18 protein-coding genes are annotated in these 21,383 nt (G+C 32.0%); 8 read left to right on the top strand and 10 right to left on the bottom strand.

Annotation, left to right across the window (positions count from 1 at the left end):
• The coding region (locus tag QZZ53_RS07405) for a hypothetical protein (RefSeq protein ID WP_296383133.1) at window positions 1–206 on the top strand (206 nt) is incomplete at its 5' end.
• Here the strand turns inward: QZZ53_RS07405 and QZZ53_RS07400 are convergent.
• On the bottom strand, window positions 203–346 hold the full coding sequence (locus tag QZZ53_RS07400; RefSeq protein WP_296383131.1) for a hypothetical protein: 144 nt from the start codon (window positions 344–346) through the stop codon (window positions 203–205). The genes QZZ53_RS07405 and QZZ53_RS07400 overlap by 4 nt on opposite strands.
• A gap of 57 nt (window positions 347–403) precedes the next feature.
• A complete protein-coding gene (locus QZZ53_RS07395) occupies window positions 404–988 on the bottom strand; it encodes a sigma-70 family RNA polymerase sigma factor (protein ID WP_296383130.1) in 585 nt (194 codons plus the stop codon).
• A gap of 233 nt (window positions 989–1,221) precedes the next feature.
• On the opposite strand from QZZ53_RS07395, the gene uvrA reads away from it, so the two are divergent.
• Both uvrA and QZZ53_RS07385 read left to right on the top strand, forming a co-directional pair.
• Entirely contained in the window at window positions 1,222–4,011 is a 2,790-nt protein-coding gene (gene uvrA / locus QZZ53_RS07390) for an excinuclease ABC subunit UvrA (protein ID WP_296383127.1), read from the top strand.
• Between the two features lies 1 nt (window position 4,012).
• A complete protein-coding gene (locus QZZ53_RS07385; protein ID WP_296383126.1) occupies window positions 4,013–4,681 on the top strand; it encodes a hypothetical protein in 669 nt (222 codons plus the stop codon).
• On the opposite strand, the gene QZZ53_RS07380 is transcribed toward QZZ53_RS07385, so the two are convergent.
• Window positions 4,678–5,745: a DUF3667 domain-containing protein gene (locus QZZ53_RS07380; protein WP_296383125.1), complete on the bottom strand. Its 1,068-nt coding sequence runs from the start codon at window positions 5,743–5,745 to the stop codon at window positions 4,678–4,680. The genes QZZ53_RS07385 and QZZ53_RS07380 overlap by 4 nt on opposite strands.
• 232 nt (window positions 5,746–5,977) lie before the next feature.
• Here QZZ53_RS07380 and QZZ53_RS07375 point away from each other — a divergent pair, with 232 nt between their 5' ends.
• A complete protein-coding gene (locus QZZ53_RS07375) occupies window positions 5,978–6,661 on the top strand; it encodes a hypothetical protein (protein WP_296383123.1) in 684 nt (227 codons plus the stop codon).
• Between the two features lie 177 nt (window positions 6,662–6,838).
• On the top strand, window positions 6,839–8,011 hold the full coding sequence (locus QZZ53_RS07370) for a hypothetical protein (protein ID WP_296383121.1): 1,173 nt from the start codon (window positions 6,839–6,841) through the stop codon (window positions 8,009–8,011).
• A gap of 224 nt (window positions 8,012–8,235) precedes the next feature.
• Here the strand turns inward: QZZ53_RS07370 and QZZ53_RS07365 are convergent, their stop codons facing one another.
• The 4 genes from QZZ53_RS07365 to QZZ53_RS07350 form a co-directional block, all read right to left on the bottom strand.
• A complete protein-coding gene (locus QZZ53_RS07365; protein ID WP_296383119.1) occupies window positions 8,236–9,696 on the bottom strand; it encodes a polysaccharide biosynthesis C-terminal domain-containing protein in 1,461 nt (486 codons plus the stop codon).
• 53 nt (window positions 9,697–9,749) lie between these two features.
• On the bottom strand, window positions 9,750–11,039 hold the full coding sequence (locus QZZ53_RS07360; protein WP_296383117.1) for a glycosyltransferase: 1,290 nt from the start codon (window positions 11,037–11,039) through the stop codon (window positions 9,750–9,752).
• 76 nt (window positions 11,040–11,115) lie between these two features.
• Window positions 11,116–13,575 (bottom strand): YfhO family protein, encoded by a 2,460-nt coding sequence (locus QZZ53_RS07355; protein ID WP_296383114.1) that lies wholly within the window; start codon window positions 13,573–13,575, stop codon window positions 11,116–11,118.
• A gap of 98 nt (window positions 13,576–13,673) precedes the next feature.
• Entirely contained in the window at window positions 13,674–13,967 is a 294-nt protein-coding gene (locus tag QZZ53_RS07350; RefSeq protein WP_296383112.1) for a DUF4834 family protein, read from the bottom strand.
• A gap of 103 nt (window positions 13,968–14,070) precedes the next feature.
• Between QZZ53_RS07350 and QZZ53_RS07345 the strand changes: the two genes are divergently transcribed.
• Entirely contained in the window at window positions 14,071–15,036 is a 966-nt protein-coding gene (locus QZZ53_RS07345; protein ID WP_296383110.1) for a transporter, read from the top strand.
• A gap of 20 nt (window positions 15,037–15,056) precedes the next feature.
• Window positions 15,057–16,178, top strand: coding sequence for a GTP cyclohydrolase (locus QZZ53_RS07340; RefSeq protein ID WP_296383108.1), 1,122 nt, complete (start codon window positions 15,057–15,059; stop codon window positions 16,176–16,178).
• A gap of 47 nt (window positions 16,179–16,225) precedes the next feature.
• Here QZZ53_RS07340 and QZZ53_RS07335 read toward each other — a convergent pair whose 3' ends face one another.
• The 3 genes from QZZ53_RS07335 to QZZ53_RS07325 form a co-directional block, all read right to left on the bottom strand.
• Window positions 16,226–17,485 (bottom strand): aminotransferase class I/II-fold pyridoxal phosphate-dependent enzyme, encoded by a 1,260-nt coding sequence (locus tag QZZ53_RS07335; RefSeq protein WP_296383106.1) that lies wholly within the window; start codon window positions 17,483–17,485, stop codon window positions 16,226–16,228.
• Between the two features lie 210 nt (window positions 17,486–17,695).
• The gene (locus tag QZZ53_RS07330; protein WP_296383104.1) at window positions 17,696–18,733 is read right to left on the bottom strand and encodes a cysteine synthase family protein; all 1,038 of its coding nucleotides are present in this window, start codon (window positions 18,731–18,733) and stop codon (window positions 17,696–17,698) included.
• Between the two features lie 72 nt (window positions 18,734–18,805).
• Window positions 18,806–20,866, bottom strand: a complete 2,061-nt coding sequence (locus QZZ53_RS07325) for a S9 family peptidase (protein WP_296383101.1) — start codon at window positions 20,864–20,866, stop codon at window positions 18,806–18,808.
• 77 nt (window positions 20,867–20,943) lie between these two features.
• Between QZZ53_RS07325 and QZZ53_RS07320 the strand changes: the two genes are divergently transcribed.
• On the top strand, window positions 20,944–21,267 hold the full coding sequence (locus QZZ53_RS07320) for a YbaB/EbfC family nucleoid-associated protein (protein WP_296383099.1): 324 nt from the start codon (window positions 20,944–20,946) through the stop codon (window positions 21,265–21,267).
• Window positions 21,268–21,383: the final 116 nt, after the last annotated feature.

Genomic DNA, 21,383 nt, shown 5'->3' with positions numbered 1-21,383 from the left:
GTAGAAAAGATCATTGGTACATCATCATAACCGTATACGATAAACAGATAAAAAATTGCCAGATTGAGAATCATCCTATGAAATCAAAAGTACTTGAATACTTAAAAGACATAAAGCAAGAATACTTAGCTACTCACAATTATGAAGAGTTATTATTTACAAAAAAAATCCTGATATTTTCACATCAGGATTTTTCTTCAAATTAATTTAGAAGTGCTTCAAACTTCAATTTATTATAATTTATAACACTTAAAGCCTTTGAGTAATTCAAAAGGAAACGTATTGTTTCATCTTTTGGGTTTAGGTTATCATTTTTTGGGGAAGCGTCAGAGTAAATTTTTTCCATTTTAATAATTTAGGAGTTATTACATGGATAAAACGTAACATAAAACACTTTATTGCATCAGTTCGTTAAAACGATGTTATTTTGTTCAATCACCTTACGCATATTAATGAGTGCATATCGCATTCTACCTAAGGCAGTATTGATACTAACACCTGTACGTTCTGAGATTTCTTTAAAACTCATATCTTGGTACATACGCATCAATAAAACTTGCTTTTGATCTTCAGGCAATTCTTCTATAATACGTCTTACATCTGACTCTACTTGATTCTTAATAAGTTTTTTTTCTGCATTTAAACTAGAGTCACTTAGCACCGAAAAAATACTAAACTCGCCTGCATTATCAAACTTAGGCATACGACTATTCTTTCTAAAATGGTCAATAACCAGATTATGTGCAATTCGCATAACCCAAGGCAAAAATTTACCCTCTTCGTTATACTTTCCAAGCTTTAAAGTCTTAATCACTTTAATAAAAGTGTCTTGAAATACGTCTTCTGTAACATCTCTATCATAAACTTTAGAATAAATAAAGCTATAGATTCTTTGCTTATGTCTTTTAATTAAAATTGAAAGAGAATTCTCGTCTCCGTTAATGTAGTTGCTAACCAACTCTGCGTCTTGGATAAGTTCTTTTTTCATAATATTACTTTTAGTAGTAAGAAGCGGACTTCTTAACAAGGGGTTAAAATTTTCTAAAGTAATATTATGCTATACGCGGTTGTTTTTTAAATGATTATGGTTACAATATAACAACAATCATTCCACAAAAACAAAATTTCATGCCAAATTTTAACATTTAATCTAATATTTTTACACTTCATCAGGTTAAATAGTTTAGGTATCTTTGCAAAATTATACGTACCAAAAGTCCTATGAATACTACTGTTATAGATGTTAACCCAAAGGAAAATATTATCATAAAAGGTGCAAAACTGCATAATCTTAAAAATATTGATGTTGTTATTCCTAGAAATGAATTAGTAGTTATCACAGGTTTATCTGGTTCTGGAAAGTCTAGTTTAGCCTTCGATACCTTGTATGCAGAAGGTCAAAGACGTTATGTAGAAAGTCTTTCGAGCTATGCACGTCAGTTTTTAGGAAGACTCAATAAACCAAAAGTAGATTATATAAAAGGGATTGCTCCAGCTATTGCTATTGAGCAAAAGGTGAATTCTACTAATCCGCGTTCAACGGTTGGCACAACCACTGAGATTTACGATTATCTAAAATTATTATTTGCAAGAATTGGTAAAACCTACTCTCCTATTTCTGGTGAATTGGTAAAGAAACATTCTACTAAAGATGTTATTGAGTATATTTCAAAATTCGAAGAAAGCACAAAATTACTACTTCTATCACCAATAATATTAGAAGAAGGTAGAACTATCGAAAACAAACTGCAAACTCTTCAACAGCAAGGTTACGCACGTATTAAAATAAAAGACGACGTTTTAAGAATTGATGATGCTTTAAAAACAAAGATTAAATCTGCTAAAAATCTGTTTTTGGTTGTAGATAGAATCGTTTATAAAGACGATGAAGATTTCTTAAACCGTTTGGCAGATGCTATTGAAACTGCATTTTTTGAAGGTGTTGGTACATGTATTATAGAATCACTTTTTGATAACAAACTAACAACTTTCAATAATAAGTTTGAATTAGATGACATGTTGTTTCTAGAACCCAACGCACATTTATTTAGTTTCAATAATCCTTATGGTGCTTGTCCTAAATGTGAAGGTTATGGAGATGTTATTGGTATTGATGATGATTTAGTCATTCCAAATACAGCATTATCTGTTTTTGAAAATGCAATTTTTCCTTGGAGAGGAGAAAGTATGAGTTGGTACAAAGATCAATTGGTAAATAACTCTCATAAATTTGATTTTCCAATTCATAAACCATTTTTCGAATTAAGTGAAAAACATAAAAGCCTAATTTGGAAAGGCAATCAATACTTTGAAGGCTTAGATAGTTTCTTTGCTGAACTAGAATCTAAAGCTTATAAGATTCAGAATCGTGTAATGTTATCTCGTTATCGCGGAAAAACGAAATGTAATGTTTGTAGAGGAAAACGCTTGCGAGAAGAAGCAAATTATGTTAAAATAAATGATGCGACGATAACAGACTTAGTAGATCTACCTTTAGATGAATTGTCTGTATTTTTTAAAGATTTAAAACTTAATGAATACGATGCTAAAATTGCAAAACGATTACTTACAGAAATCAATACAAGACTAGAATTCTTGTCTAATGTTGGTTTGGATTACTTAACGCTTAACAGACGTTCTAACACCTTATCTGGTGGAGAAAGTCAGCGAATTAACTTAGCGACATCTCTTGGAAGTAGCCTTGTTGGTTCTATGTATATCTTGGACGAGCCAAGTATTGGTTTGCATCCAAAAGATACAGAGCGTTTAATAGATGTCTTAAAAGCGTTACGAAATATAGGTAATACAGTCATCGTTGTAGAACATGATGAAGATATTATGAAAGCTGCTGATTCTATTATAGATATTGGGCCAGAAGCAGGTACATTTGGAGGCGAAGTTGTTGCAGTTGGAGATTTCAAAGACATTTTAGCTTCAAATACTTTAACAGCTAAATACCTTAATGGTCAGCTAGAAATAAAAGTTCCTGAAAAACGAAGAACCTCTAAATATCAGATAGATATTGTTGGAGCTCGAGAAAACAACTTAAAAAATATTGATGTTACGTTTCCTTTAGAAATGCTTACGGTTATTACTGGAGTTTCGGGTAGTGGAAAAAGTACTTTGGTAAAGAAAATTCTATTTCCTGCAATTCAGAAAAAACTAACTGGATTTAGTGATAAAGCTGGTCAATTTAGCGAAATGAAGGGCAATCATAGTATTGTTCAGCATGTTGAATTTGTAGATCAGAATCCTATTGGTCGCTCATCTCGTTCTAATCCTGTGACTTATATTAAGGCTTATGATGATATTAGAGCATTATATGCTGGCCAAAAACTAAGCAAGATTAGAAATTACCAAGCCAAGCACTTTAGTTTTAATGTTGATGGTGGACGTTGTGAAACCTGTAAAGGTGAAGGTGAAGTGACTATTGAAATGCAATTTATGGCAGATGTGCATTTAACTTGTGATACATGTGGTGGAAAGCGTTTTAAGAAAGAAGTACTAGAGGTTCATTTTGAAGGTAAATCGATTGATGATATTTTAAATATGACCATCGATGATGCTATAGATTTCTTTACAATCAATAAACAGTCTAAAATTCAGAATAAACTGCAACCTTTACAAGATGTTGGTTTGGGTTATGTAACTTTAGGACAGTCCTCTTCTACCCTTTCTGGTGGTGAAGCGCAGCGTATTAAATTAGCAACATTCTTAGGCAAAGGAAGCAAAAACAATAATGCGCTGTTCATTTTTGATGAGCCTACAACTGGTCTTCATTTTCATGATATTCAAAAATTGCTAAAGTCATTTCAAGCTTTAATTGCAAGAGGACACTCTATAATAGTAATTGAACATAATATTGATTTAATTAAGTGTGCTGATTATATTATCGACTTAGGGCCTGAAGGTGGTAAAAACGGTGGGCAATTAGTTGCTTTTGGTACACCAGAAGAAATTGCGAAGAACAAGAATTCTGTTACTGGTAAATACCTACAAGACAAATTATAACATGGATTTGTCAGAAGGATTTCATAGAGAAGTTATTGATACTAGAAAATCTATTGATGATGTGGATTTTAGCGAGTCCTCTACAACAAATAATATAGATACATCTCCATTAAATTCTGGAGGAGCTAACTTTAAAACTCATGTTCTTGTAAAAAAATCATCATCAAAATTAGCCTATAAACCATCGATAGGTGGAGCTCTTTTCTCATTCTTATTCTTAGTCATTGGTATAGCTGTTATTATTCTTAGCATTTTGAGTTTTACTGATTTATTATCAATTCCACCACCTGGCAATTGGATGCTATTTGTTTTCGGTGCTATTTTTGGGTCTGTTGGTGGTTATATGTGTTATCGCTCTTATATGCCAAGAGTTTTTGACAAGCAACTTGGTCTTTATTATAAAACCTATAAAGTTGATCTTCATATCAGTAAAAATGACTCAAAAAACCAATTACCATTGAAATCAATAATTGCTATCCAAATTATTGGTGAACACGTGAGAAGTGATAATGGATCATATAAAAGTTTTGAACTTAACCTAGTTCTAGAAGATGACTCCAGAAAAAATGTGGTTGATCACGGAAATTTAAAATCAATTATAGACGACGCTCATATAATAAGCGAGTTTTTGAATGTCCCTATTTGGCATTCAAAATCTAATGAAGCCTAATAAAATAAAAAGGATATAAATGCTAAAATTGAAAAGGAAAAAGGCAAAACAATCAATAAAAACAAGAAGCTTACGACTCCAGTCTTAATAAAACTTAAAAACCAGTTTTGTCTGTAAAACTTAATAATTGCAAAAAGCAAATAAAAGAAGGTCGATAAAACAATTAGCGAATCTATCCAATTTGGTATATCCCAAATTCTATTCATTCCGAATACAATACTAAATGCAACAAAAAGAAAGGAAAAGTAATAGAAACTAAAGACTAAATGGTGTGAATATCTTCCTTTATTATAAAAGAATATCTTTAATAAAAACGCAAAAATTGGTAATAGAAAAAACATGGCCAATGGAATACTATCTATAAAGGTTTGAAATATCTGCCCAAGTCCCATTGTTTTATAAAACTTTAATATTTGTGTATAAAACTTGCGTTTAAAAAAGCCAGCATCCTCTTCCATTCCCATGGTTTTATATATCGCTTCATCTGATGCACCAGCTGCTATGAGGGAATCCATTTCTCTTTCATTAAAAGTAAAGGAAGTTCCTATATTCTTTTTAGGTACTTTTATATTAGTTAGAGAATCTAAAGCCTTTAAATCATCATCATCTAAGCCTATAGTAACACCATTGTCTTTTAATGGTTTTATAAATTCCCCAACATCTATAGAATCTTGTACAACACTATCTTGGTCTTGTTTTTTTTCTGTCCTATTAGCCAAAACTTTTTGCATATTCTTATCTAAGTCTTCTCTCAATTCTCTAGAATAAATATTAGATAAAAAGAAGAAGATAACAGCGATAAACAAATACATCTGTGCAGGATGCAAATACAACAATCGCTTTCCTTTAATAAATTCTTTAGCCAAATAACCTGGTCTAAACATTAATGGAATGAAGCTTTTTAGAAAGCGAGCATCAAAAGAAAAATAATTACTTATGGTATTGTAAAAAAGCACTCCAATGGTTAATTCTTCATTGGTTTTTTGTCCACAATGTGGACAAAACTCAAAGTCAGCCTCAAGAAGCTCTTCACAATTCTGGCAATTAACTTGGTTGGTACTCATAATTGATGGTTAGTCTGGTTTAAAAATACTGAAATTTATAATACCAGTAGTTATTAATTAGAAGATCTAACAACACAATTGTTACAAATAGCAATTTCAAAGTCCATTCAACCAACTGTTTTTCAGGTATTTAAAATCTTGGCACGTTAATTGGTTTTTCTAAAAACAAATAGCGTAAGCCTAAAAGTCCTAAATGAGTTAGTGACTGGGCGAATCTAAAAACCTATAAATTATGAAAAAGCAAGTACTTTTTTTGGCTATGTTGTTAGGATTAACATCAGCCACAGCGACAACAGCAGGAAATGCTGTTTTAATTGGGGAAGATTTTAACAATGCACGCTACCGTTATACACAACCTATTTTGTTTGTAGAACGAGGTGTAGAATTTTTAGTCTTTGCCGATGGCAGTTTTGATTTTAATACAGATTCATTTTCTACAGTGCCAGACGACGACAATTATTACTACAGACGTTCTAAAACAAGAAACAGAAGAAGTACAAATAGAACTCATGGAGCTCCTGGCACAACGTACCACAACAGAGACAGAGGTGTTTTAGTAACACACGATAGACTTGGACGTGTAAGACGTATCGGAAATGTTTTTATCAACTACGATAGAGATGGTAAACTAAAGCGTGTAGGCTCTGTATATATGAGTTACAGAAGAGGACAATTGAAACAAGTTGGTGGCTTACGTATTCTTTACAACAGATATGGAGATGTTATTGGCACAAGAGGTTCTGTAAATCGTAACAACCAAGGTTGTAGCTTTTGTGGCACATCTGGTTGTACAGTAGATCACTTTGATAATCAATCTCATGACAATGATTGGGATGATGATTGGAACGACGAAGACGATTACTACTATTATAGAAAAGGTGGTAAAACCTTAAAGAAAAAGAAAATTAAGAGTTGAGAATTTAATTGATTTGTTTAACCACTAATTGTTAGTGGCATATATATACCCTGAATACTTCCCCAAGTAGTTCAGGGTTTTTCTTTACCTTAAAATAGCGGCTTATTATCAGTGACTTATGATTTTGGCACGCTGTTTGTTTTATAGTTAGTAATTAATATTTAAAAACCCTTTATTATGAAACGGATACTATTTTTATTTGCAGGTTTAGTTGCTTTAAGCACTACCGCATTTGCAACCACCACATCAACATCAGAAGCTGAAGCTTCAATTAATAATTACGTGAGAGGTTACGGTAATTCTTTCATATTTAATGAAGCAGGTATCGAATTCTCGGTATACGCAGATGGGCAATTCGATTTTTATATACCTAACTACGGACCAGATGTAAGTATCGGTTTTGATTCACCAGGTTTTTCATTAAGTTTTAACTCGGGCTATAACTACAACCCTTATGTACAGTACGATAGTTTTGGGGCGATTATCCAAGTAGAAAACACACCTATATATTACGATTACTATGGTCGTGTAAATCAAATTGGAGATATCTTCATTAACTATAATAGTCGTGGAAGAATTACAAGATTAGGTGGATTAAATGTGTATTACAGAAATAATGCTTTTTGGAGATACGATGGGTTTATTAATATCTATAACAGAGCTTATGTTTACAGACCATGGCACAGGTTCTATGCAATACCTACAGTAAACTTCTGTATTATTAATGCAAATCCGTACAGACAATATTATGCACCTGCAAGACATATTTACTATAGACCATATACTAATAACGTTAGACATTACAACATTAATGGAAGACGTGGAAACAATCAAGTTGGAAGGAGAAATGCAACAAGAAACAGTAACAGATATGCTCAAACACCTAGAAATAGAAGTGAGCGCACAATTAGAAGAACTGTAGAGACTCGTAATGCTACAATAGCAAAAACAAGAGCGATGCGTTTACAAAGTAACAATACTCCTACTAGGAGTACTAGAGCAACTGGCAACACTAGCACTAGAACAACAGGTAACACTGGCGTAACAAGAGGTTCTGAGCAAGCAACAACACGTTCTACTAGATCTACTAGAAGTGTAACGCCTAATAGAAACACTAATAGAAATGTGACCAAAACACGTTCTTCTGTGTCTAATAAGAGAAGTGCTTCGATAAGAAAACCAAACGCGACAAAATCTCGTACATATAATAAAGCGAAGTCGCAAAGTACAAGACAACGAAGTACAGTACAAAATAAAAGAAAATCATCGTCTGCAAAGACAAAATCTAACACAAGTAGAAAAAGCAACCAGAGTTCTATTAGATCTAGTTCAAGACGATCGAGAGGATAAAATTAAGTTTTTTTTGGTTGGTTAGTAGAAATCCCGCATGATGTATGCCTCAGAGCACCTTGCGGGATTTCTCGTTTACAAATTCCTGCTTTCTCAGGAATCTCTTTTATAACGCTTATTCTTTTTATGATGCTAAACTTGTTTCAATATCTTATAATTTAATTGTAGTCTAGATTCTGAAACAAGTTCAGAGTGATAATTATAAGTTATAGTTTCACACGACTTTACTTTAACCGCAAATACTTCTTAATCTGACTAGAAATATCTTCGGAAACATTCATTTTATAAATCACACTAAAATAAAGTAACCCAATTAAGACAGATTTAAAAATAATATTAACAATAGGATGAAAAGGAAACTCCCAAAAATAAAAAACTAACGACAATACCATTAGCGTTAGCACAATTTTGAGCGATGCCATTGTAAATGGCTGTATGTTAAACTTGCGTTTTACAAAATATACTTTGATAGTATTATAAACAAAAACTGCTAAAAATGTTGCTAACGCTGAGCCTTCAATACCATAAACAGGAATAAAAATAATATTTAAGACTATAGCCATAATCGCTAACAATACACCAAAGAACAAAACCATTCGGTAATAATCACTATTAAATAAAATCGCATTATTATTCCCTAAACTATTATCATATAGTTTTGCTAGACTTACAATAATTACAACAAAAAGTCCTCCGGTAAATTCCTTAGGAATTATTTGGTAAAGCTGATTAATATTTAGGATAATTAATAGAAAAATAAAGCCACTAATTACCAATAAACTCATAGAGCTTCGCTTATATAAATCTTCTAGTGCTGGCTTATCATTTTCATTTAAATACTTAGCAGTTAAAGGCATCATTATTTGATGCATAGCACGCTGTGGCACTGCAATTACTGTAGCAATAAATATAGCAACACTATAGTATGCCACTTGTTCTATATCTTCGAGCATTAAGCCTATCATAAACTTATCTATATCAAGAATTAACATCGCTACAGAACCAGCGACAATCATTAATCCTGCATATTTTAATATTGAAGAAATCTTTTCTATTTTCTGAAATTTCAATTTTAGAATTCTAATTGAGAACGCATACAACATCATTACTAACATTCGTAATATATGCATAGCGACTACTGCTAAAATAAAGTCGTTAACCGATAACCAATTCATATAAACGGCAAAAAGCAAAAGCATTATGCATACACGATGAAAGATCTCTTTCATTACATTACCAAATACAGTCTGTAATTGCACTTTAGACCAAGCAAAAAAGATTTCGAAATAGGCCATCGCAATTGCCAAAATAAAAATATGCCAAACATAATTTCCAACGATTGCATTCTCTTTTGAAAGCAAACCTGCAATAGAATCATAGGCAAAATAACCTATAATAGATGCAGGAATAATAAACACCAAAGGCAAAAACAACATGAAGCTTAAAAAGCTATTAATACTATTTTTAGTTTTAAATGATGAATAGAATTTAATAATAGCATTATGGACTCCAAAAGCCATAAAAGGCATCATAATATTAGCAGCAGAGAGTAAAAAAGCAACTAATCCAAAGTATTCATCTGTTAAAAAATTGGTGTAAAGGAAGAGTGTGTTAATCGCACCAATACCGAAACCTAAGTAAGTACTTATGGTATTTTTAAATGATTGGTTTAGTACAATTCCCATAGTGATGCAAAATACAACTATAAAATATCAAATTACAAAACGTGTTTGAGGAATTAGATATTGTTGATGATAGAACTTAACTTTTTCGTCAATGCTTTGCGACTATATGGTTGCAAGCCAATCGCATTTACTTTTAAGTTATTATTTTGGTAGGCTTCAAAATAGTTTAAGATTTGCGTTTTTAATTCGACCTTCTCATTATAACTAAAGTAAGTTCCTGTATTGGTTGTTTTAATTATTTGCTCAACATCAGCATCTTTTGGTCCAATAGCCAATATTGGTGTTTCAGAAATAAGATACTCAAAGATTTTACCAGGAATGATGGCTTTGGTGTCGTCTGTATCAATTTCTATCAGTAACAAAACCTGCGATTGCATCTGAAATTTAATCGCTTCATCATGACTCACATAACCAACAATATTTAAATGATGTCTTAATCCATTATTGTGAATAGATTCTAAAACATCATCACTCACTACTCCTACTAAATTCAGTTTAAAAATTTTTGAAAAAGTTTCATTTTCTTTAATCAATTCTGAAAGCACCTCCCATAAAATACTTGGATTTCGTTCAGATAATAATGAACCAATATGTGATAATGTAAATAAGTCGTCCTTCTCATCTACTCTAACTTTATGTGAATCATAACCATTTGTGATAACAGAAATAGATTGCTCTGTTTTTGCTTTAAACTCATTCTTGGTATGACTGCTAGTAACAATAATTTCATCTGTAGCATTAAGAACTTTAAGCTCTAAATCTTTATGTTTAGCTTCAGAAGATTTAGTCAATTTTAAGTCCTTATGATATCCAATGGTTGTCCATGGATCTCTAAAATCTGCTAGCCATTTTACTCCAAGCTGTTGTTTTAGATTTAATCCAATTAAATGCAAACTATGTGGTGGACCTGTAGTTATAATAATTTCTATTTGATGCTTTTTAATATAATTTGAAAGAAATGAAACCGAAGGTTTTATCCAATTCTTACGTGCATCTGGTATAAAGTAATTTCCTCTCACATAAAGCATTGCTTTTTCAATAAAAGACTGTTTTTTAGCTTTAGGAATCACTCCTGAACTAATTTTTTTAGCACTGTTCTTTGAAAACAAACTTGCTAAACCATAAGGCTCATTTATAGGTTGTTTAAGTATTGTAATGCTTTTTGATATTTCATTTACCAAACTTTCATCCACAATAGGATAATTTGGATTTTCTGGGCAATACACAATTGGTTCAATATCAAACTCAGGCAAGTACTTAACGAATTTTAACCAACGCTGTACACCAGGACCTCCAGCTGGTGGCCAATAATAGCAAATTATAAGAACTCTTTTTTTACTCATTTCTGTCATTCCTGAGAAGGCAGGAATCTATTTTTTGTCGGTAGATAATGGATTCCTGCCTTCTCAGGAATGACAATCAATCTTTCTTTTTAAAAGTATAGAAAACAGCCAATAAAAGCAATATCCCAAATATAGCAGAGCTCGCCAAAGCCACTCTACTTCCTGTTTCAACAACTTCTGGTTCAAACTTAAATTCTATTGTATGATTTCCTTTTGGAACTTCTAAAGCTCTTAAAACATAGTTTACACGAAAATGAGTAATTAAATTTCCATCGATATAAGCATTCCATCCCTCTTTATAATAAACCTCTGAAAACACAGCAAGACCATTATTTGAATTAATAGATTCATACTTAAGGTAATTAGGTTTATGTGCTTTTAATTGAATAGATGCTATCGAATCAACCTTATAACGAATAATTTCTGGCTTGCCACTAAAGTCTGACATCGTAGTGACTGCTTTAGTTTTTGTATCTAAACTATCTAGGACTCTTATTTCTATGTTAGCACTAGTTAACTGTTTTAATTCTGAAACAAACCAAGCATTACCATTAGTTTCAGTATTGGTATATGGAAAAATTGAACCTTGCTCTTCAGCTATGATATATTTTGTGTTCAACATATTAAGAACATTCATGTTGTTCTTGTATACATGAAATTCCATTAACTCATTATAACGTCCTAATTTTGCTGCATGATAACCAAACAGTGAATTATGAAAATAAGCCGTTCTGCCTGGTTTACTTTGCCCTTCTGAAGACATATCTAATACTCTAAAATGTCCTTTGTCTTTTAAGATTTCTTTATCCGCAGCATTCGCTTGGTAAGGTTTATCTACCTTTAGTGCTGATACAAAATTATCGTTGTTCACATATTGTCTATCAACACTTACCAAATCAAAAAGTAACAGAACCGCAAAAACGACAACAACTAGTTTTTCAGATAGTTTCTTTTTTAAGAAAAAATAAACGGCACCTGCAGAAAGTAGTACTAGAATTAATGTTCTTAATGTATCAGTGGTCATTAATGATTTTCGATCTTCAATAATTGCATCAATAAATGGTTGGCCATAAGCTTCTATATAACCATCATCTCTAAAGCTTTCAAAATCGAATAATACTGATTTAAATAATAAAAATACTAATGCCAAACCTGCAGTAATTGCAACAGAATATTTTAAAGCCTTAAGTTTTTCTTCATTTTTTTGGAAATCATTAAACAAACGAACCAAAGCAAAAATTCCCAGCACAGGAATGCACAATTCTAAAATTACTTGAATTGAACTTACAGCCCTGAATTTATCATATAAAGGAACAAAATCAATAAAGAAATTAGTTATTGGATTACTGTCTGGTTTAGGGTTTTCAATGAAAAACCAATTTTTTCCTAATGATAAAATCCATGAAAGTATTGTTCCACCTACAAGCCACCATTTTAATCGTCCTTTAACTAAGAATAGTCCTAGAACAAAAAGGAAGATAATAACTGCTCCTACATAAGCAGGAGCTTCAACAATAGTTTGGTCTCCCCAATACATAGGTGCATTTCTAGAAGCTTGCAAGGCTTCAATAGGTGAAGCTCCAAGATTTATGTAAGCTTTATAAGTATCTGAATCTTTACCTACATCTTCCCTATTTCCTCCTCCCATAAACTTAGGAATGTAGAGGTTAAACGTCTCTAAAATTCCATAACTATATTCAGTAATATATTCTTTACTTAAACCAGAAGTCACCTCTTTTGCAGAACCATCAGAATTTATAGTTAACTCACTCTTGCCACGTGTACTTTCTTTTACATACTCTTGAGTCGTCATAATATTGGTAGCATTTAAGCCAACTGCAAGAATAGCTGCAATAGAAAGTAATCCTATGGATTTAAAAAAGTGAGGCAATTGTTTTTTACGATAGGCATCAATCAAATAAACTATTCCTAAAACAATGACTAATAACAAAAGATAATAAGTCATTTGGAAATGGTTAGCTACAATCTCCAACCCTAAAGCTGCGATGGTTAGTAGAAAACCTAGTATGTATTTCTTTCTAAAGGTTAAAATGATTCCTGCTAAAACCAAGGGCATGTATGCTATGGCATGTGCTTTTGAGTTATGACCAACACCAAGAATTATAATCAGATAAGTCGAAAATCCAAACGCAAGCGAACCCAATGCTGCAAGCTTATAATCTACTTTAAGAGATAATAATAAAATATAAAAACCTATAAAATATAGGAATAAATAATCTGCAGGTCTTGGTAAAAAGCGTAAGGTTAAATCGAGTTTTTTAATATAATTATGAGGATATTTTGCTCCAAGTTGATAGGTTGGCATACCTCCAAAAGCACTATTAGTCCAATACGTTTCTTCTCCAGTAGTTTTAGCAAATTCCTTTTGCTGTTGCGCCATACCAATGTAATGCATAATATCACTTTGGTTGATTTTTTTGCCTTGTAAAACTGGACTGAAATAGGCTAAAGAAAGTACTACAAACCCTATTAAAACTAAGATATGAGGTAGTATACGCTTAAAGGAAAATGACATGAGTATGCTTTAAATTGAACGATTCTGAAAAATAGTTATTTTTTTCTAAAAACATTAGAGATTCATCTTGATAGTAATCAGAACTTACAGGAATTTAACTAATCAATTTCTTCGTAATCGATATATTCTCCAACTTTTTCGTTAGACTTTCTATTTTGGTTAGGCATTTTATCAATAACAGTCTCACCTTCTCTTTGCTTTTGTTGTTGCTTCTGATTTGCTTGATTTTTGAATCCGCCAAATTGCTCACCAAATTTCTGCTCTGCTTTTTTAGCTACAAATCGTAAAAGAAAAGGAGCAAAAAGGCGTGCTAATATCTTGAAACCAAAGTAAACAAGTAATATAATTAAAATGGTTCTTAATAATCCCATGGCCGAAGCTTCTTGTATCATAAATTAAATAATACTCAAAAATACAATTATACTCATTTATAATCCGTTATTATTCCTTAAAAAAAGTATAAAATATCTATATTTGAATTTAAACCAAAATCTAATGCGAGTACTCAAATCAATTTTCGTTTTTCTTATTTCATTATCTTTTACTTCAACCTACGCACAATACACAGAGGTAATTAACTCTAATCGTCCTGGTGTTTCTAAAAGTGCATTTTCAGTTGGAACAGGTATTGTTCAATTTGAAGCTGGTGCATTTACAGTTAAAGAAGAACATGTCCCACTAAATTACGAAGTTTCAGGTTTTGGATTAGATTTCGCTTTGAGATATGGTGTTTTATTTGAGCAATTAGAATTGTCTCTTGATGGTAAATACCAAAATGATAAAATTACTTTTAATAATGCTGCGATTCCTTTAGAAGATAAACGTTCTAATTTTAAAAATTTCACTTTAGGAGCTAAATATTTGGTTTATGATCCTTATAAAAATGCAGAAGAAGCAAAACCAAACTTATATAGTTATCATGCTAATAAGAAGTTTCAATGGAAATCATTGATACCTGCAGTGGCAGTATATGTCGGTGCAAATTTCGACACTAAAAGCAATCCATATACAGCACCAGATGTTGAAGGCTTTAGTCCTAAAGTTATGGTAGCTACACAAAACAATTTTAATGGTGGTTGGGTATTTGTCATGAATTTAATAAAAGATAGAATTGGTTCTGAGTTTTCAGAATTTCAATATGTATTTACTTTAACACATTCTTTTACACCACAATGGGTCATTTTTGGGGAAGCACAAGGAATCAATAGTGATTTTTATGCAGATAATATTTTTAGATTTGGTGGTGCATATTTATGGACGCCAGATTTTCAGTTAGATGCTAATATTGGCTTCAATACAAAAGACACACCTTCAGTGTTTAATATCGCTTTTGGTGCTTCATATCGCTTAGATTTTCATAAAGACAAGAAAATTGATAATGGCAATGGTAATGATGGAAATTTTAAAAAGAAGAAGAAAAAGAAGAAAAAAGAAAAGAGAACTGATGATTTTGACTCTTAATTTATAGCTCTCCTAACTACATGATTACAATTAGAGAAATCACATCTAAGAAAGACTTAAAAGCATTCGTTAAGTTTCCTTTTAAACTCTATAAAGGGTCATCATCTTGGGTACCACCTATCATAGCTGAAGAAGTAAGAACTTTAGATAAGGATGTTAATCCCGTTTTTAAAGATGCTGAGGCACGTTATTTCTTGGCTTATAAAAGTAATGAAATAGTTGGTCGTGTTGCTACAATTATCAATTGGTTAGAAGTGAATGGGCAAAACGAAAAGAAAATGCGTTTTGGTTGGTTTGATGTAATTGATGATGTTGAAGTGACTCGGTTACTACTTGAAAAAGTCCACAAAATAGGAAAAGAAAAAGATTTAGATTATGTTGAAGGTCCTGTAGGGTTTTCTAATCTAGATAAAGTTGGTGTTTTAACAGAAGGCTTTGATGAAATAGGAAGCATGATTACGTGGCATAATCATCCATATTATGCTGAGCATTTTAAAGCATTAGGTTATGCTGTTGGCACAACGTACTCTGAGAATAAAATGGAGTTTAAGAATATTCTCCAAGAATTCTTTACACGTGTTCAGACTATGGTTAAAAAGCGCTACCAGCTTAGAGCGCTTAATTTCACAAATAATAAAGATATCATGGATTATGCAGATGAGATGTTTGATGTGTTTTCAAAATCACATTCTGTCCTATCCTCTTTTGTAGAAATCAACCAAGAACAGCGCGAATACTTCAAGAAAAAATTTATTGGTTTTTTAAATCCTGAATATGTCAAATTCGTATTAGACAAAGATGACAAATTAGTAGGCTTCGGAATTGTAACTCCATCATATGCTAAAGCTTTACAAAAAATGAATGGCAAACTTTTTCCTTTTGGATTTATGCATCTATTAAAAGCTAAAAAGAAGGCCAAAACTGTAACTTTTTACCTTATTGGTGTATTACCAGAATACCAAAACAAAGGTGTTACTGCTATAATTTTTGAAGAATTTTGGCAAACATTCAATGCCAAAGATATTGAGCTTTGCGTTAGAGGTCCAGAATTAGATGATAATGAAGCCATTCAAAAACTTTGGAAAAACTTTAAACCCGTTACTCATAAGAGACGTTGTACGTTTAAAAAATCTATTGCATAAAAAAAGCCACTTTTCAGTGGCTTTATATTTTATAAATTTTTAGAAAATCACTCTCCCATAGCGGCAATTAAAGCTGCAGACATTCTTTTATAAGTTCCATTTTCGAGTCTATCTCTAATGGCATCAAATGCATCTAAGGTTTCTCTAACATCCTCTAAAGTATGAGTTGCTGTAGGAATCATTCTTAATAAAATTAATCCTTTAGGTATAACAGGGTAAACAACTATAGAACAGAAGATTCCATAATTTTCTCGCAAGTCTCTAACCAAAGCCATAGCTTCAGGAATACTACCTTTTAAATATACAGGTGTTACACAACTTTGTGTTGTTCCAATATCAAAACCACGATCTTTTAAACCAGATTGTAACGCATCAACTATAGTCCAAAGATTCTTTTTAAGCTCTGGCATTGTACGCAACATATCTAAACGTTTTAATGCACCTACAACTAATTGCATTTGCAATGATTTAGCAAACATTTGAGAACGCAAGTTGTATTTTAAGTAATCAATAATTTCTTGATCTGCAGCAATAAAAGCTCCTGTACTTGCTAACGATTTAGCAAAGGTTGCGAAATAAACATCTATACCATCTTGCACTCCTTGCTCTTCACCTGCTCCAGCTCCTGTTGCACCCAAAGTACCAAATCCATGTGCATCATCTACAAATAACCTGAAATTGAATTTTTCTTTAAGAGCGACAATTTCTTTAAGTCTTCCTTGCTCTCCTCTCATACCAAACACACCCTCAGAAATCACTAAGATTCCACCTCCAGTTTGTTCTGCCATTTTCGTAGCACGTTCAAGATTTTTCTCTAAACTTTCTATATCGTTATGCTTATAGGTAAAGCGTTTTCCCATATGTAAGCGCACACCATCAATAATACAAGCGTGAGAATCTACATCGTAAACAATAATATCATCTTTACCAACTAAAGCATCTACAGTAGACACCATACCTTGGTAACCAAAATTTAGTAAATATGCAGCTTCTTTACTAACAAATTCAGCTAACTCATTTTGCAATTGTTCATGTAATTCTGTATGACCAGACATCATACGTGCTCCCATTGGGTATGCAGAACCGTAATCTGCAGCTGCTTGAGCATCTACTTTTCTAACCTCTGGGTGATTTGCTAAGCCTAGATAATCATTGATACTCCAAGTGATAACATCTTTACCTTGAAATTTCATTCTATTAGAAATTTCGCCTTCTAGCTTAGGAAACACAAAATAACCTTCAGCCTGAGCAGCCCATTTACCAAGTGGTCCTTTATCTCTATAAATCTTTTCAAATAAATCCTTCATGCGCTAAGTTGCTATTAATCGATATCTATAAACTTTTAAGCCAGTATATAAACACCATTAACTTTAGTTAATTTAATTTTGTTAGTATCTGCAAAATTAATTAATAATATTATGACCGCATAATTTATTTAATCTAAGTATTAACTAAGTTTTGAACATAAAAAAACCTATCACAGTTGCCTATGATAGGTATATATACTTAAAATATTTTTATTTTATATACTCAATAGTTGCTGGTGTAGCTGTCTTGCTATCAAAAAATCCTTGATCGCTCATCCATTTATCACTATATACTTTACTCATATAACGAGATCCGTGATCTGGAAATACAACAACAATTTTGTCTGTATGCTTAAATTCACCTTCAGCATTAAGTTGCTTTATAGCTTGCATTGCTGCACCACTAGTGTAACCAACAAAAAGTCCTTCAGTATTAGATATTTCTCTTGCAGTATGTGCGCTTTCTTCATCTGTAACTTTTACGAACTTATCAATTAAATCAAAATCCGTAGCCGAAGGAATTAAGTTTTTACCTAAGCCTTCTATTCTATATGGATAAATCTCTTTATCGTCAAACTCACGAGTTTCGTGATACTTCTTTAATACAGAACCGTAAGCATCAACTCCAATAACTTTTACATTAGAGTTTTGCTCTTTCAAATACTTAGAAATACCAGAAATTGTTCCTCCTGTTCCACTACAAGCTACTAAATGTGTGATTTGCCCTTCGGTTTGATCCCAAATTTCTGGACCAGTAGAATTATAATGTGCATCAATATTCAACTGATTAAAATACTGATTAATATAAATAGAGCCTTTAACTTCTTCGTGTAAACGCTTTGCAACTTGATAATACGAACGTGGATCATCTGCATTAACATGTGCAGGACAAACGTAAACCTTTGCTCCCATAGACTTTAGCATGTCAATTTTATCTGCAGAAGACTTAGAACTTACGGCTAAAATACACTCGTAACCTTTAATGATACTCACCATTGCTATACTAAAACCAGTATTTCCAGAAGTAGTTTCAATAATAGTATCACCAGGAGTCAAAATACCTTGACGCTCTGCTTCTTCAATAATATGTAATGCGATTCTGTCCTTAGAAGAATGACCAGGATTAAATGCTTCTACTTTAGCATAAAAATCACCGTCAAATTCGGCTGTCATTCTGTTCAACTTGATAAGAGGTGTACTTCCTATAAGTTGAAGTACGTTATCAAATACATTTTTGTTGTTGTTCATAAATGCTATTTATCGATATCAATTTAATTATTTGACACCTAAAACCTCGCAAAAGTAACATTTTTTTTTGAATTAATTGAAGATACCTTCAAGATCAAATAAAAATACAAACTCTTCTGCATCTTCTTTTAAGCTTTCAAAACGTCCTGAAGCTCCTCCATGCCCAGCATCCATATTAGTTTTTAAATATAGTTGCTTATCATTTGTCTTCATATCACGCAGTTTTGCTATCCATTTTGCAGGTTCCCAATATTGAACTTGAGAGTCATTAAGCCCAGCTGTCAGAAGCATGTTAGGATAATCTTTAATTTCAACATTATCATAAGGAGAATACGACTTCATATAATCATAATACAATTTATCATTAGGATTTCCCCATTCGTCATACTCACCTGTAGTTAGCGGTATAGAATCATCTAACATTGTAGTAATAACATCAACAAAAGGGACCGCAGCAATAACACCATTGTATAAATTGGGAACTTCATTAATTATGACACCCATTAATAGACCACCTGCGCTTCCTCCCATGGCATACAAATGTTTTGAAGATGTATACTGTTCGTTAATTAAATGGTCAGAACAAGCTATAAAATCAGTAAATGTATTCTTCTTATTCAATAGTCTACCATCTTCGTACCATTGACGCCCAAGATATTCACCTCCTCGAACATGCGTTATAACATAAATAAAACCACGATCTAATAGACTTAATCTGATGGTTGAAAAGTAAGGATCTACTGTAGACCCATAACTTCCATAAGCATATTGTAGTAAAGGATTTGTGCCATCCTTTTTGATATCTTTTTTATAAACAACAGACATTGGTATTTTTGTACCATCTTCTGCTGTTGCCCATATACGTTCAGAAGTATAATTATCTTTATTGAATTTCCCACCTAAAACCTCTTGCTCTTTTAAAATGGTCTTAGTCTTTGTTCGCATATTAAAGTCTATGACAGAAGAAGGTGTAGTTAAAGCGTTGTATCCATATCTCAATATTTCGGTATCAAAATCTACATTAGTCCCTGTATAACAAGTATAAGTTTCATTATCAAAAGGTAAATAATAATCGGCACTTCCATCCCATCGTTTAACCCTTATTTCATTGAGACCATTGCTGCGTTCACTAATCACTAGATAATCCTTAAAAATATCAATATTTTCTAGTAGTATATCTTTTCTATGTGGAAGCACCTCTGACCAATTTTTAACTTTTGTATTGGTCTCTCGTGTCATCATCAATTTAAAATTGATGGACTTATCTTTATTTGTAAGAATATAAAAATGATTTTTATAATGAGATATACTGTATTCTAAACCTCTAATGCGTTCTTGAAACACTTCAAATTTTTCCTCAGGTTTATCTGCGTTTAAGATGTGATACTCATTAGTCAATGTACTATAACATGCAATAATGATATATTTTCGGGATTTAGACTTATATACAGCTACACCAAAGGTCTCATCACTTTCTTCAAAAACTAATGAATCCTTGTTGTCTCCAAGACAATGTTTATAAATTTGAAAAGCTCTAAGTGTTACCTCATCTTTTTTAGTATAAAACAACGTTTTATTATCATTTGCCCAACTTGAAGAGCCTGTTGTACTTTCTATTCTATCTGAAGCAACCTCATGAGTTATTAAATTCTTTACATGAATGGTGTAATTACGTCTTCCTGTAGTATCAATTCCATAAGACACGAGCTTATTATCTGGACTAATACTAATTCCTGCAAGTTTAAAATAGCTTTTACTTTCTGCCATTTTATTACAATCGAATAGTAATTCCTCAGGATTCTCTAGTGTATCTTTTTTTCGAGTGTAAATTGGATAGTCCTTTCCTTTTTCGAATTTACTGATATACCAATAGCCATTATATTTATAAGGCACAGAAGAATCATCTTCTTTAATTCTAGCTTTCATTTCTTCAAACAAATCCTTCTGAAAATCTTTTGTATGTGCCATTTTAACATCGCAATACTCATTTTCGGCTTTGAGATAATCAATAACATCAGGATGCTCTCTATCTTTCATCCAAAAATAATTATCAATGCGAATATCACCATGTTTTTCTAATGTATGAGGAACCTTATTTGCAACTGGTGGTTTTAACTCTGAATGTTTTGTCATTTGTTTTAAGAAAAATTTAATCTAAAAAGTGGAGCAATTTAGTAATTTTGCATGGTAATAATTTAAAAGACTAGAATATGTTTGGAGATATGATGGGTATGATGGGCAAATTAAAAGAAGCTCAAAAAAAAGTAGAAGAGACAAAAGAACGTCTACACAGCGTTTTAATAGATGAAAACAGTACTGATAGCAAAATTAGAGTGACCATTACTGCTAATAGAACTATTAAATCTATTACTATAGATGATGAACTATTGAAAGATAAGGATATGCTAGAGGACTACCTCATCTTAACACTGAACAAAGCTATAGTAAAAGCTAGCAATATTAATGAAGCGGAAATTGCAGCAGTCGCAAAAGAAGGAATGCCAAATATTCCTGGTATGGATATGTTTAAATAGATGAAGCAATTTGTCTTCTCTGTTTTTTGAACAGAAAAATATATTAATGCACTTTAACAACTAGTTAGAGTGCATTTTTTTTGCATTTATATATATATTAAAGGAGTAAGTTTTTT

The organism is Winogradskyella sp., from assembly GCF_016744625.1.
GTDB lineage: Bacteria > Bacteroidota > Bacteroidia > Flavobacteriales > Flavobacteriaceae > Winogradskyella.
Note: the sequence above shows the minus strand (reverse complement) of the source record. Positions and strands in the feature narration are given on the sequence as shown.

Excerpts from the sequence above, each read along its gene's own strand:
- QZZ53_RS07400 (WP_296383131.1), bottom strand. The coding sequence starts at position 346 with ATGGAAAAAATTTACTCTGACGCTTCCCCAAAAAATGATAACCTAAAC.
- QZZ53_RS07395 (WP_296383130.1), bottom strand. The coding sequence starts at position 988 with ATGAAAAAAGAACTTATCCAAGACGCAGAGTTGGTTAGCAACTACATT.
- uvrA (WP_296383127.1), top strand. The coding sequence starts at position 1,222 with ATGAATACTACTGTTATAGATGTTAACCCAAAGGAAAATATTATCATA.
- QZZ53_RS07385 (WP_296383126.1), top strand. The coding sequence starts at position 4,013 with ATGGATTTGTCAGAAGGATTTCATAGAGAAGTTATTGATACTAGAAAA.
- QZZ53_RS07380 (WP_296383125.1), bottom strand. The coding sequence starts at position 5,745 with ATGAGTACCAACCAAGTTAATTGCCAGAATTGTGAAGAGCTTCTTGAG.
- QZZ53_RS07375 (WP_296383123.1), top strand. The coding sequence starts at position 5,978 with ATGAAAAAGCAAGTACTTTTTTTGGCTATGTTGTTAGGATTAACATCA.
- QZZ53_RS07370 (WP_296383121.1), top strand. The coding sequence starts at position 6,839 with ATGAAACGGATACTATTTTTATTTGCAGGTTTAGTTGCTTTAAGCACT.
- QZZ53_RS07365 (WP_296383119.1), bottom strand. The coding sequence starts at position 9,696 with ATGGGAATTGTACTAAACCAATCATTTAAAAATACCATAAGTACTTAC.
- QZZ53_RS07360 (WP_296383117.1), bottom strand. The coding sequence starts at position 11,039 with ATGAGTAAAAAAAGAGTTCTTATAATTTGCTATTATTGGCCACCAGCT.
- QZZ53_RS07355 (WP_296383114.1), bottom strand. The coding sequence starts at position 13,575 with ATGTCATTTTCCTTTAAGCGTATACTACCTCATATCTTAGTTTTAATA.
- QZZ53_RS07350 (WP_296383112.1), bottom strand. The coding sequence starts at position 13,967 with ATGATACAAGAAGCTTCGGCCATGGGATTATTAAGAACCATTTTAATT.
- QZZ53_RS07345 (WP_296383110.1), top strand. The coding sequence starts at position 14,071 with ATGCGAGTACTCAAATCAATTTTCGTTTTTCTTATTTCATTATCTTTT.
- QZZ53_RS07340 (WP_296383108.1), top strand. The coding sequence starts at position 15,057 with ATGATTACAATTAGAGAAATCACATCTAAGAAAGACTTAAAAGCATTC.
- QZZ53_RS07335 (WP_296383106.1), bottom strand. The coding sequence starts at position 17,485 with ATGAAGGATTTATTTGAAAAGATTTATAGAGATAAAGGACCACTTGGT.
- QZZ53_RS07330 (WP_296383104.1), bottom strand. The coding sequence starts at position 18,733 with ATGAACAACAACAAAAATGTATTTGATAACGTACTTCAACTTATAGGA.
- QZZ53_RS07325 (WP_296383101.1), bottom strand. The coding sequence starts at position 20,866 with ATGACAAAACATTCAGAGTTAAAACCACCAGTTGCAAATAAGGTTCCT.
- QZZ53_RS07320 (WP_296383099.1), top strand. The coding sequence starts at position 20,944 with ATGTTTGGAGATATGATGGGTATGATGGGCAAATTAAAAGAAGCTCAA.